This is a genomic window from Lacibacter sp. (assembly GCF_057361365.1).
In genome coordinates this window covers 50,387-63,495 of sequence record NZ_JBMQSG010000006.1, presented here as the reverse complement: position 1 = coordinate 63,495, position 13,109 = coordinate 50,387, and the positions used below count along the sequence as shown (strand labels likewise).

Sequence of the window (13,109 nt, the reverse complement as noted above, 5' to 3'; positions counted from 1 at the left end):
GTTTTTAGTTCTGAGTTCTGAATTCCTAAGTTGGTCTTTGCATTTTTGCCAATTGCCTGTTGCTAATTGGACTTCGTACTTCCGACTTTGCACGTCTTACTTAGTCTATCACCCATGTGTCTTTACTTCCTCCACCCTGCGATGAGTTTACAACAAGCGAACCTTCTTTTAACGCCACTCTTGTTAATCCACCCGGCACGATCTTAATGCCGTCAGGTCCGCACAACGCATAAGGACGAAGATCAACATGTCTTGCTTTTAGTTCACCGTCAACAAAACAAGGAACCGTTGATAATTGAATAATTGGTTGTGCAATAAATTCTCTCGGACTTTTTAAAATCGCTTCTTTAAACAAACGCATTTCTTCTTCTGTTGCTTTGTTACCCATCAGCATACCATACCCACCACTTTGATTCGTACGCTTCACCACCATCTTGTGCATATTATCGAACACATGATTGCGTTCATCTTCATTGCTCATCTGATAAGTGGGCACGTTGGGCAGAATTGGCTCCTCGTTCAAATAGTATTTAATCATTGCCGGCACATAAGCATACACTGCTTTATCATCTGCAACACCATTGCCTACTGCATTAGCTAATGCAACAGTTCCTTTACGATAAGCTCCCATAATGCCCGGCACACCCAACATACTATCAGGACGGAACAACAGCGGATCCATAAATTCATCATCAATTCGGCGGTAGATCACGTCAACCTGTTGTAAACCGCTGGTTGTTTTCATATACACTTTGTGATTATCGATCACAAGATCTCTTCCTTCCACCAACTGGATACCCATCTGTCGTGCAAGGAATGTATGTTCGTAATAAGCCGAATTATAAATGCCCGGAGTTAACAATACAACGGTTGGATTAGAAACAGGCCTTGGTGATAGCGCCATTAAATTGTTATGCAACATCAGCGGATAATTATTCACCATCCTCACACTTGCATTTGATAAGAGATCGGGAAATAAACGTTTTGTTACTTCCCTGTTCTCTAGCATGTATGATACACCTGACGGGGTGCGAAGGTTATCTTCCAGGATGTAAAACGTTCCGTCTTCGCCTCGAATGAGATCAATACCGGAAATGTGTACATAAATATCATGCGGCACTTTTATGCCTGCCACTTCACGCAGGTAATGCGGACAGGAAGCGATCAGTTGCGGAGGAATAACTGAATCCCTGATGATCTCCTGTTTGCTGTAAATGTCTTTCAGAAAAAGATTCAAGGCTTTCAAGCGTTGCTGAATTCCTTTTTCTACATGAGCCCATTCTGCAGCGGTAATGATCCGTGGAAGAATGTCGAAAGGAAAGATGCGTTCAATACCTGCATCATCGCTATACACAGTAAATGTAATGCCCTGGCTCATGAACAGATCTCCAGCCAGTTTGTGTTTGAGATGAAGATCGTCAATGTTGTGCTGTTTCAGTTCCTCGACCAGCTTTTGATAGGGCAGCCTTATTTGGCCGCTGTCCTGCATTTCGTCAAATAATGCAGGGCCGGTCTGATAGTTTTGTATCAGTAGTTCGCTGTCCATATTGATTTTGAGTGTTAATAAAGCAAAAAGAGTTGCGTTCGTACTGTCAACTGTACGGCAGGCAACTCTTTGCTCAATTTAGGAAAAACAGCTTAGTTGATGAAATAAATTATACTGCTTTCAACAAAAACTCTTTCAACGCTTCAAATGAAACATTCATTTGTGTTGACTGTTTGGGACGATCAATAATTTGTTTTACTGCATCCGGAAGTTCTATTGTTTGTTCCAACACGGGTTCAACCACATCATAAAACTTAACCGGATGAGCTGTTTCAAGGAAAATACCTTTATCGGTTGAATGTTGTTGCAGGTAATGTTCTAACGCAAGAAAGCCAACCGCTCCATGAGGATCGAGCGTGTAATTGAATTCATTATACACACGTTTCATGGTTTGTTTTGTTTCTTCATCGGTAACACTTACACTGCTGAATTTTTCTTTCAGTTGTGGAAACTGTTGATGAAACAATTCAAGTATGCGAACAAAATTGCTTGGATTGCCAACATCCATTGCATTGCTGATAGTTGCTACAGCAGGCTTTGGTTGATACTCCTGCGATTGCATAAAGATGGGCACAATATCATTTGCATTGCACGCTGCTATAAAATGTTTTACTGGCAAACCACTCATGTGCGCCAAAATACCAGCACAGATATTACCGAAGTTGCCACTTGGAACAGAAATAACCGGTGGTTGATCTTTTTCCTTCCATTGTTTGTAAGCAAAGAAATAATAGAATTGCTGCGGCAACCACCTTGCAACATTTATAGAATTAGCTGACGTAAGAAATAATTGCTTGTTAAGTTCTGCGTCTGTAAATGCTTGTTTCACCAACTGCTGACAATCATCAAAGGTTCCATTTACTTCCAATGCATGAATATTATTGCCGAGTGTTGTCAATTGTTGTTCCTGCACGCTACTTACTTTACCACTTGGATAAAGAATTACAACTTCCACTCCTTCCACATTATAAAAGCCATTGGCAACAGCACCCCCTGTATCACCACTTGTTGCAACAAGCACAGTCACTTTTTTATCAGCGCTCTTTACAAATTGACCAAGACAACGACTCATGAATCTTGCGCCTACATCTTTAAACGCCAATGTTGGGCCATGAAATAGCTCAAGCGAAGAAATATGCTCACTCACTTTTACAAGTGGAATTGGAAAGTTCACAGTTTCAGAAACAATACGGTACAGTTCGTCTTCAGCAATTTCATTACTGATGTATGGTTTAATAACACGAAAAGCAATTTCTTCGTTGCTGATGTCTTCGATATTGGCGATAAGATCATTATCAACCTGGGGAATGGATTCAGGAAAATACAAACCTTTATCAGGTGCTTGTCCGAGAATAGTTGCTTCTTTAAATGAAGCAATCGGTGATTGTTTATTTAAACTGTAGTAGTTCAATTTGAAAATTTAAGAATTTAAAAATCGTCAATAACTATTGACCATTTACCTTCACTCCTTCCTGCGAAATAGTTGTAACATAAGTTTTATAATCAATACCCAGGCGTTGAAACACTTCCTGCATAATGGCTTCGACATTTTTTGCAGTAGTTTCATCAGTGCTCAACATGAAGATTGATGGCCCGCTGCCAGAAATACCACCACCTAATGCACCGGCTTCTTTACTTCTCGTTTTAATTTCATCGAAGCCGGGAATTAAAATACTTCGTACGGGTTCAATGATCACATCTTCAAGACTTCTTCCAATAAGACCGGTATCGCCTTTTTCAAAACCGGCAACAAGGCCAGCAATATTGCCCCACTGTTTGATAGCATCTTTCAGTAATACTTCTTTACGCAGAATTTGTCGTGCGTCACTTGTCTTTACTTCAATTTGCGGATGTACAACCGTTACAAACAAAGAAGGGGAATTGAGCGTAACAATATCCAGCGGATGAATTGAACGTATCAATGTAACGCCCCCCATGATGCATGGCGTAATATTATCCGCATGTTTTACACCGCTGGCCAGTTTCTCGCCATTCATTGCAAACTGTACTAACTCATCATTTGAAAAACGATTTTCTAACAACATGTTGGCGGCAACGGCTGCGCCCGCTGCACTCGCTGCACTCGAACCAAGACCACTACCCGGCTTAATATGTTTTTCAATTTCAACTTCAAATCCAATGTTGCCGTCCAGCTTTTCCATCATGGATAATAACACAACACCCGCAACATTTTTTTCAGGATCCGTCGGCAGATCGTAATCATCTTTATTGGTGATGATTATTTTAGGTTCATTGATCAATCTCAGCTTCATGATATCGTATGGTTCGCTTAACGCCATACCAAGAATATCGAAACCACAAACAAGATTGGCAACAGTTGCCGGGCATTTTACTTCTACTTCTTTCATCGGTTTATTTTTGAGCTGCTCTTAAAATATCTGCAAACACGCCGCTTGCTGTTACTTCTGCACCGGCACCCGCACCCTTCACCACCATCGGTTGTTCTTTATAACGATCGGTATAAAAAAGAACGACATTATCTTTTCCGTACAAATGATAAAGATCGTGTTGCGAGGGGATGTGTTGCAGACCAACACTTGCTTTACCATTGTTAAAGCTTGCAACAAATTTCAACTTGCAATTATCTGCGTGTGCCTTTTCATAGATGGCTTTGAAATGTGCTTCTTCTTTTTTCATCGCCTCATAAAAATCAGCAACACTACCTTTCATACAGCTTTCAGGTAAGAAACCGTTGCAGGTAATTTCTTCCATTTCCATTTGTACGCCTGTTTCACGTGCAAGGATCAAAATCTTACGCATCACGTCAGTTCCACTCAGATCAAGACGTGGATCAGGTTCAGTATAACCTTCATCCTGTGCTTGCTTCACCACATCTGCAAAAGGTCGTGAACCGTCGTAATGATTAAACACAAAATTGAGTGTGCCACTCAACACTGCTTCCATTCTGTGCACTCTGTCGCCACTACGCATCAGATCGTTCAATGAACCAATGATCGGTAAACCTGCACCCACATTTGTTTCAAACAGGAATGGTGCATTGAATTCGGTTGAAAGATGTTTTAGTTTTTTATAGTTGCTGAGTTTAGATGAAGCTGCCACTTTATTACATGCAACAACTGCAATACTTTTTTCTAACAATGATGCATACACATCAGCGATCACTGCATTGGCAGTAACATCAACAAAAACAGAATTTCGGAGGTTACGTTTAATGATCGATTGTACAAACTGTTCAAGATTTGCTTCTTCACCTTGCTGAATTGCTTCTTCCCAATTACCCAGATCAATACCAGCTTCGTTAATGAGCATTTTGCGACTGTTACTCAAACCAACAATGGTTACATGCAAACGCAAATGCTGCTCAAGAAAAGCTTGTTGTTGTTTTAACTGTGCTAATAATCTTTTGCCTACATTACCTGTACCAACAATGAAAAGGTTTACTTGTTTCTGAATGGTTTCAAAAAACTCTTCATGCAAAACGTTCACAGCTTTGCGTACATCATCGGTTGCAACTACTGCAGAAATATTTCTTTCTGTTGATCCCTGTGCAATGGCACGGATATTAATACCATTTCGACCTAAAGCAGAAAACATTCTTCCGCTTACACCAGTGTGGTGACGCATTTGATCACCCACCAGGGCAACAATGGAAAGTTTTTCTTCGATCTCTAAAGGATCAACTTTGTTGGTAGCGATTTCATATTCAAATGTTTTGTCTACTACTTCTTTTGCTCTTGCAGCAGAAGCCCCATCTACACCCACGCAAATGGAATGTTCACTTGAACCTTGTGTAATGAGAATAACATTGATCTGTGCATTTGCTAATGCCGCAAACAAGCGACTGCTGAAACCAGGGATGCCGATCATACCACTACCTTCAAGACTTAATAAAGCCAATGAATTGATACTGGAGATGCCGGTGATAATATTGCTTGATTCAGATTTATGTTCAATAACAGTTCCGTGATCATTCGCTGCAAAGGTATTCTTTACCCATACCGGAATATTTTTCGATAGCACCGGTTGGATAGTGGGTGGATAGATAACCTTTGCACCAAAATGCGAAAGCTCCATTGCTTCCTGGTAAGAAATAGAAGGAATAATTTTTGCATTGGGAACCCAGCGTGGGTCGGCGGTCATCATACCGCTTACATCTGTCCATATTTCCAGCGCACTTGCATCAACAGCTGCTGCAAGAATTGCTGCGGTATAATCAGAACCACCACGACCTAATGTAGTCGTAACATTATCTGCATCACTTGCAATAAAACCGGGAACAACAATGATCTTGTGCGCTGCTGCACTTACATAATCTTTTATCTGCTGATTGGTGATGGCAAAATCTACAATTGCATTACTGTAATTAGAATTACTACGAATAAGTTCACGTGCATCTTTCCAAACAGCACTTGTGCCATTTGAATTGAATGCAGCATTAATAATTGTTGAAGAAAGCAGTTCACCATAACTCACCAGTTTGTCTTTGGTGCGCAATGAAGATTCGTTCAACAGGTAAATACCATTGCAGATGTCTTCAATTTCATTGCAAAGTTTTTTCACCATACTCAATACGCTGCTTTGCTGTTGCACAGGAATCAAAGACTTCACCGTATCAAGATGTCTCGTTTCAATCTGCTTCAGAATTTCCTTGTATGATTCATAGTCGTTTGCAGCTTTTGTACCGCAATTGAGCAACAGATCTGTTGTGCCACTCATTGCACTTACTACAAGTATTACGGAAGAGTTTTTTGTTTTGTCTTTTACAATATCAACAACCTGTTTGATTGCCTCGGCGCTTCCCATTGAAGTGCCACCAAATTTTAAAACCAGCATAAAAAGTATTCGTTAAAATGATCAGAAGATGTTTCCTGTTCTGCAGCATTAAAGCCCTTGGGGTAATATGGTAATATACAATCCGCTTAGCGGATTGTTGTTGTAAACGTAGTTGTACCAGTAGCCGATGAAGCTATGGAGGAGGAATAAATATGTACAACTGTCTTTATCATTATGGGTGTGAAGTTAAACAGTGACTTTGATGAAACAAGCGTTAGCCTGAAAATAATTTTTGATTATATACAACAAGAGCGGCCATTACGCCGCTCTTGTTATCTTAAAAGCCCGCCAGCTATTGCATCACAAATTTTGATGTATAAATAGTTTTTGATTCGCTGTTCAACACTTTCACCATGTACATTCCTTTGGTCATAGTTTCCTGGAGTTGGACTCCTTCATATTGACCAGGACCACTGATGTTTACAATCTTGTTGAGTAATATTTTTCCTGACAGATCTAATACTTGAATGGTATGAACGCCTTTACCGGTTTCTTCAAAACTTAGTTGAAAACGATGTTCGGTAACTGGATTTGGATACATCGCAATTTTTTGATTGGCTGTGGCAAATGGAGAACGACCTGTTATGTATTGGCCATTGTTGATAGCAGCACGTGAAGCAAGGTTTCCACTTGCAAGGTCTGATGCATTGATTCGTTTGTCAGTACCAAATGCCATGTCAGCTTTGAATGTTGTAAGATCAAGATAGTAATAGGGTTGATTGCCATAGCTGCAACTGATAACAACACGACCTTCATTATCTGCAGCTGCACCATTCACGGTAAAGTTTTCAGGTAAACCTTGGATGGTTCCAATGTGTGTAGCAAATCTTGTGGATGGATCGATGCTGAATACGTTTCGCATTTGTGTGATGAGATATAATAAACCATCCGTACCTGCAACAAGATCGCCACCCCAACTGCTGCATTGGCTATGTATTGATAACGCACCATTCGTTGCTGCATCAACAATATTTCCGAGATCAGTTAATACGGGTTTCTTGCCTGTACTGAAACGATAAAGGTGATTGCCATCGTTTGTTGCAGCATAACCATAACCATCAGCAGCAATGGTCATACGTGTAATATGATTTGCCGGATCTTTCATATCCAGTTGACTCAATAAGGGTGAAGTGAGTGTATAAAATTTTGGAGACGACGGCTCTTTAACATCGGCCCAGCGTAATTCAGGAATACGCATCGGTACATAAAACATGCGTTGGTTCGACGCATCGAATGCAGCCGCAGCAACCGTAGTAGCTGTTGGCCATGCATTGATATTACGGTCGGTTGTTGCATCGAAAATCGCAACATATTTTTTTGCCGGATCAAATACTGTTTGTACAATGTCGCCTTGCTTGCTGTTCATCATTTGAATACTCACCCAGTTGCTTTGGTTTTCAGGCGAGCTGATGGCATAAATAAAGGAAGACTTTTGTGCAGAAATGGTAATGTTGATCAAAAGGAAAGCGCTGAGTAGAAATTTCTCTTTCATAATGTGCAGTTTATTGGTGTTTACTAATTCGGCTTTAAAAGTTACAACCAATTACCAGCAAATGCAACCTTTTGCTGTTACATTTTTATGAACGGGAAAGGGACAGAAAATTGGCAATAATCAACAGTCAACTGGCAATCGAAAATGATTTTTGCCTATTGCTTATTGGCCGTTGCTTATTGTGTAAAGCTATTGTCCGATAGAGGTCAATGCTTTTCTAACAGTACCATGGGTAAGTAAGAGATCCCTGGCTTCATCGTAGTTAGTAAGTCCGCTGCGAAGCATGAGCATTTTCACACCACGGTCAACCAGTTTTTCATTGCTAAGCTGCATATTCACCATGCGGTTGTCTTCTACCCTTCCAAGTTGAATCATGATAGAAGTAGAGATCATATTCAACACCAGCTTTTGCGCTGTTCCGCTTTTCATTCGGGTGCTGCCAGTTACAAATTCGGGGCCCACTACCACTTCAATGGGATAATCGGCTGCAGCAGAAACCGGTGAACCCGGATTACAACTGATGCTTCCCGTAATGATGTTTCGTTTGCGGCATTCTTCTAAAGCGCCAATCACATATGGTGTGGTTCCGCTGGCAGCAATGCCAATCACGACATCTTTTTCCGAAACATTGTGGGCTTCAAGATCAGCCCAGCCTTGTTCTTTATTGTCTTCTGCAAACTCAACTGCATTTGTAATGGCTTTTTCGCCACCTGCAATAATACCGATCACCAATCCATACGGTACGCCGTAAGTGGGAGGACATTCACTGGCATCAACAATACCCAGGCGACCGCTTGTGCCGGCACCGATATAAAAAAGCCGGCCACCCATCAGCATTTTATCGGTAATGGCGGTAACCAAAGGTTCAATTTGTGGAATGGCTTTTTCGACAGCGGCAGGCACTGTGCTGTCTTCCTTATTAATGTTTTGCAGCAATTCGGCTGCGGTCATATTCTCTAAATGATGATAGTGCGATTCCTGTTCAGTAATTCTCACAAATTGTTCAGCCATGCTGCAAAATTAGTTATGATATTCGATTAATCCCTGCATGGGGTTTTTAAGGATGCGGCCACATTGCAACTCGTAAGCATGACACATCGATTTCAACACATCTCGAAATGCGTAGGCAACACCGCCGGTGAAATGGATGGGATACAACCAACTTTCACGGAATTTATAAAGGTGGTTGAAGAAAAAATCGTTGAACGAATCTTCAATAATGTTCTCAACCATGTAATGTCCCCTGTTTTCAGCAAGGAATAACGCAAAGGAAGCCATATACCTGTTGGGTAATGGCTTGCGGTACACATTATCAAGTATCTCTACCCGATCGGTTTTGTATTTCGAAATAAATCTTGCCTGGAGCTCTTCATCAAACGTATTGTACAAAAAATGCTGAATTACTTTGCGACCCAGGTAAGCGCCACTGCCTTCATCGCCCAAAACATAACCAAGGCCTGGACTATTTTTTGAAATTCGGGTGCCCGTAAAATAGCAGGCATTTGATCCTGTACCCAAAATGCAGGCTACACCTTTTTCATGACCACAAAGTGCTTTTGCAGCACCCATCATGTCATGATCAACTTTGATCTTTGAGGCGGTAGGAAACGTTTCTTTCAACGCTTTTTTTACACTCTTAATATTGTGCTCGCTGCTGCAACCAGTGCCATAGAAATAGATTTCACCAATGCGTTCTTTTGCAAGCTTTTGTTTCAACTCTTTTTTGAGCATTGTACTGATCTGCTCACTGGTCATTAAAAACGGGCTGATACCTTGTGTAAAGATTGTTTTTTTCTTTTTCCCCTTCAGTAAACACCATTCTGCTTTGGTTGCTCCGCTGTCTGCTATTAGTTTGATCGAACTCATACCGCTATTACGTTTTTCAGGCCTTTTCTGTAAATTATAAAAATTTGGAACAAAACCGAGAGGGCAATATGCTTTATTTTCGTGAAATTCGCCCCACTTTTTACCAGTAACAAGTTCATGAATAAAAAGAAAGTACAAGTTTGGCTGCCTCTTCTCTTATCCGTATCACTTATCATTGGGATGTTTTTTGGATACAAGCTCCGGGACAATATGGGCAGTTATGCACCTTCTTTTTTTGGCCGGTCGAAGCCAAACCCTGTGCAGGAGATCCTCGAATTAGTAAAGCAGAAATATGTTGATACGGTGAGCACCGATTCTCTAGGGCAATTTGCTATACAAGATGTACTGAACCAGCTCGACCCCCATTCTATCTATATTCCGCCGGTAGAAGTGCAAACGGTAAATGAAGATATGCAAGGCAATTACCAGGGAGTTGGATTAGAATTCGGAATGCTGAATGATACGTTGCATGTATTGTTTGTGATGCCGAGGGGGCCGTCCGAAAAAGCAGGCTTACAGGTGGGTGACCGCATTCTTTCAGCAAATGATTCTATTATCTCCGGTAAAAAAAGAAAGACAGAAGATGTACGTAAATTCTTCCGTGGACCTAAAGGCACAGATGTAAAAGTGAAGTTGATTCGTGGAGATAAGCCCATAGAATTAACGATACAACGTGGCATCATCCCCATCAAAAGTGTGGATGCAGCTTATATGATTGAACCGGGCATTGCTTATATCCGTGTGATTAAGTTCTCAGCCACTACCTACGAAGAGTTTATGCAAAACCTGGAGCGTTTGCAAAAAGAAGGCATGAAGAATTTAATTCTCGATCTGCGGGGAAATGGTGGTGGTATGCTGGATGATGCTGTGCAAATGGCTGATGAATTTCTAAGCGACGATAAAGAGATTGTATATACCGAAGGTAAATCTTATCCCAGGCAAAGTTATGCGGCACGCAGGCCGGGTTTGTTTGAAGAAGGAAAGCTTATTCTGTTAATTGACGAGGGATCGGCTTCTGCAAGTGAAGTGCTGGCAGGTGCATTGCAGGATTGGGACAGGGCCACTATTCTTGGCCGACGTTCGTTCGGAAAGGGATTGGTGCAGGAGCAATTTGCCTTGAGTGATGGTAGTGCAGTCCGTTTAACTGTATCACGCTACTATACCCCGATCGGCCGTAGTATTCAGAAGCCATACAACCGTGGAGATAAAGCAACTTATCGTTCAGAAGTCAGTGATCGTTTAACAAATGGTGAATTATTTCATGGAGATTCGGCGGCACACAACGGCAAAAAATACAAAACCAAAGGTGGGCGTATTGTTTATGGTGGCGGTGGTATTTCACCAGATATTTATGTGGCAGTTGATTCAGCCGATCAGTTGCCGAAAGCCAATCGCATGATCATTCGTGAACAGGTAAGCGATGCAGCTTATCTTTATTTTATCAAGAACAAAGCCGCACTTAACAAATTAAAAGATCCGGCAGCGTTACAGCAATACGTAAATACCGATGCTTCGATCAATAACTATATCAGTACTTCTTTAACAAAAGACAGTACCCGTTTTTCAGCTCTTACAGAAAAACAACAATTAACCGTGAAGAAGAATTTTATTAATTCACTGAGTCGTTTTATCTGGCATACCGAGGGTTATGTGAAAATGCGCAACTTCTACGATCCTCTTGTAAACAGGGCTTTGCTCGAGCTAAAAAAATAAACGAGAAAGCCTCCGGCAATAACGGGAGGCTTTCTTCTTCTGATAAGGTTGTTGCTTGTTATAATTAATCCAGCGTTTCTTTTTTCTCGATACGGTATGAAAGGATAAGGCCAAGCCCTCCAAAAATGCCGATCATTGAAAAGTACATCACCGGGTTTTCTTCGTCGATCTTTAAAACATACGTGTGGAGAACATAAGCAAGGAATAATCCAATACCTGCACCCACCAGCAACAAACCCCACTTCAGGTTACGATATGGTGCAGGGCGGTTGGCGAATTCTTTCGGATTCATCCCTTTTTCGATCATCGACATGTTTTCTTTATTCCTTAAGTAGAACAGACCAAATGCCAATGCCATTGCTCCCAGCGGAACCAGTATCGGAATTAAAACTTCAGCAGGACCCATAATAATTGATTTTTCGTTTTTAAAATGTGTACAGCATCTATGACTACAGCTTATTTTGCCCGGTTACAGATTTTTGAGAAAATTTTTAAAAGCACCGATTCAAAAAATCTTTTCAACTTTAATAAAGAACTGTAACCGGCAGGTTTAAGCAGGCGTCTAAATCAAGGATATGGACAATGGCTCAACGGATAAGGAGATCATCACCCGGGTGCTCAAGGGCGACCAACGGGCATACGAGGTTATCGTTAACCGTTACCAGTCGTTCGTATTTACCATTGCCCTGCGATATACAAAAAACCGTGAAGATGCGGAAGAGCTGGCGCAAAATGCGTTTGTGAAAGCCTATCGTTGTTTGAATGATTATCGTGGCGATGCAAAATTCAGCACATGGTTATATACCATTGTAACATCGTTGTGTTTAACTTTTCTGCGAAAGAAAAAATTGCAGGTGCATTCCATCGATCAGGATCATGTATTTGAATTCGCCGATCAGCAGGATGCAGGTATGAAGGCAAATATGGTGGAAGAAAAATCGAAGATCAAAATGGTGAACGATGCGATTGCCCTTCTCCCACCCGATGATGCAAAACTGTTGATGCTGTTTTATAAAGGCGAACAAAGCCTTGAAGAAATTGGTTTGATAATGGGAATACAACCGAACAATGCAAAAGTGAAGCTGCATCGTGCCAGGCAAAAGCTAAGAGAAAAGATGGAGCAGCATTTTGCGGTTGAAGTGGAAGATTATATTCATTCTTAAAAATCGTTTGTATGGATACGCAACAAATGGAAGAAAAGATCTGGGGTTATATTGATGGTACTTCTTTAAAAGAAGAAGTAGCGTTTGTGGAGCAAATGATCGCTACCGATGCAATATGGCGTGCAAAGTACAGTGAGCTGAAAGAGATCAATCAGCTGTTGAAAGCAGATCTGGAACTCGAACAACCATCCATGCGTTTCAGTATGAATGTAATGGACCAGTTAAAAGGATTGCAACCGGCACCTGCAACAAAACAATACATCAATAAAACCATCATCCGCTCAATTGCAATATTCTTTATTGTTACCATCATTGCATTTCTTGTTTATGGTTTTACATTGATCGATTGGTCTTCTACAACTTCTTCAAATAACAATTACCAGTTGCCTTCTTTCGATTATAAACCTCTTCTGAACAGCACCTGGATCAATGTGGTATTAATGTTAAATGTTGTTATGGGATTACTGTATCTCGATAGTTACCTGCGTCGTAAGAAGAAGGCAGTGTAACTACA

At 41.0% G+C, this 13,109-nt stretch carries 11 protein-coding genes; 3 read left to right on the top strand and 8 right to left on the bottom strand.

Annotated elements, in window-relative coordinates:
* Positions 1-100 precede the first annotated feature (100 nt).
* The 7 genes from ACO1QW_RS03635 to ACO1QW_RS03605 form a co-directional block, all read right to left on the bottom strand.
* Positions 101-1,546: a circularly permuted type 2 ATP-grasp protein gene (locus ACO1QW_RS03635; protein WP_486255781.1), complete on the bottom strand. Its 1,446-nt coding sequence runs from the start codon at positions 1,544-1,546 to the stop codon at positions 101-103.
* A 109-nt stretch (positions 1,547-1,655) separates the two neighbouring features.
* Positions 1,656-2,957 (bottom strand): threonine synthase, encoded by a 1,302-nt coding sequence (thrC, locus tag ACO1QW_RS03630; RefSeq protein ID WP_486255779.1) that lies wholly within the window; start codon positions 2,955-2,957, stop codon positions 1,656-1,658.
* Between the two features lie 34 nt (positions 2,958-2,991).
* Positions 2,992-3,915: a homoserine kinase gene (locus ACO1QW_RS03625; protein ID WP_486255777.1), complete on the bottom strand. Its 924-nt coding sequence runs from the start codon at positions 3,913-3,915 to the stop codon at positions 2,992-2,994.
* 4 nt (positions 3,916-3,919) lie between these two features.
* Positions 3,920-6,361: a bifunctional aspartate kinase/homoserine dehydrogenase I gene (gene thrA / locus ACO1QW_RS03620; RefSeq protein WP_486255775.1), complete on the bottom strand. Its 2,442-nt coding sequence runs from the start codon at positions 6,359-6,361 to the stop codon at positions 3,920-3,922.
* Positions 6,362-6,653: 292 nt separating this feature from the next.
* Positions 6,654-7,853, bottom strand: coding sequence for a T9SS type A sorting domain-containing protein (locus ACO1QW_RS03615; protein WP_486255773.1), 1,200 nt, complete (start codon positions 7,851-7,853; stop codon positions 6,654-6,656).
* Positions 7,854-8,042: 189 nt separating this feature from the next.
* On the bottom strand, positions 8,043-8,864 hold the full coding sequence (gene murQ / locus ACO1QW_RS03610; RefSeq protein WP_486255771.1) for an N-acetylmuramic acid 6-phosphate etherase: 822 nt from the start codon (positions 8,862-8,864) through the stop codon (positions 8,043-8,045).
* A 9-nt stretch (positions 8,865-8,873) separates the two neighbouring features.
* Positions 8,874-9,719 (bottom strand): N-acetylglucosamine kinase, encoded by an 846-nt coding sequence (locus ACO1QW_RS03605; RefSeq protein ID WP_486255769.1) that lies wholly within the window; start codon positions 9,717-9,719, stop codon positions 8,874-8,876.
* A 117-nt stretch (positions 9,720-9,836) separates the two neighbouring features.
* Between ACO1QW_RS03605 and ACO1QW_RS03600 the strand changes: the two genes are divergently transcribed.
* A complete protein-coding gene (locus ACO1QW_RS03600) occupies positions 9,837-11,432 on the top strand; it encodes a S41 family peptidase (RefSeq protein WP_486255767.1) in 1,596 nt (531 codons plus the stop codon).
* Positions 11,433-11,496: 64 nt separating this feature from the next.
* On the opposite strand, the gene ACO1QW_RS03595 is transcribed toward ACO1QW_RS03600, so the two are convergent.
* Positions 11,497-11,838 (bottom strand): DUF6249 domain-containing protein, encoded by a 342-nt coding sequence (locus ACO1QW_RS03595; protein ID WP_486255766.1) that lies wholly within the window; start codon positions 11,836-11,838, stop codon positions 11,497-11,499.
* Between the two features lie 169 nt (positions 11,839-12,007).
* On the opposite strand from ACO1QW_RS03595, the gene ACO1QW_RS03590 reads away from it, so the two are divergent.
* Both ACO1QW_RS03590 and ACO1QW_RS03585 read left to right on the top strand, forming a co-directional pair.
* The gene (locus tag ACO1QW_RS03590) at positions 12,008-12,595 is read left to right on the top strand and encodes an RNA polymerase sigma factor (RefSeq protein WP_486255764.1); all 588 of its coding nucleotides are present in this window, start codon (positions 12,008-12,010) and stop codon (positions 12,593-12,595) included.
* 11 nt (positions 12,596-12,606) lie between these two features.
* The gene (locus tag ACO1QW_RS03585) at positions 12,607-13,104 is read left to right on the top strand and encodes an anti-sigma factor family protein (protein WP_486255763.1); all 498 of its coding nucleotides are present in this window, start codon (positions 12,607-12,609) and stop codon (positions 13,102-13,104) included.
* Positions 13,105-13,109 lie beyond the last annotated feature (5 nt).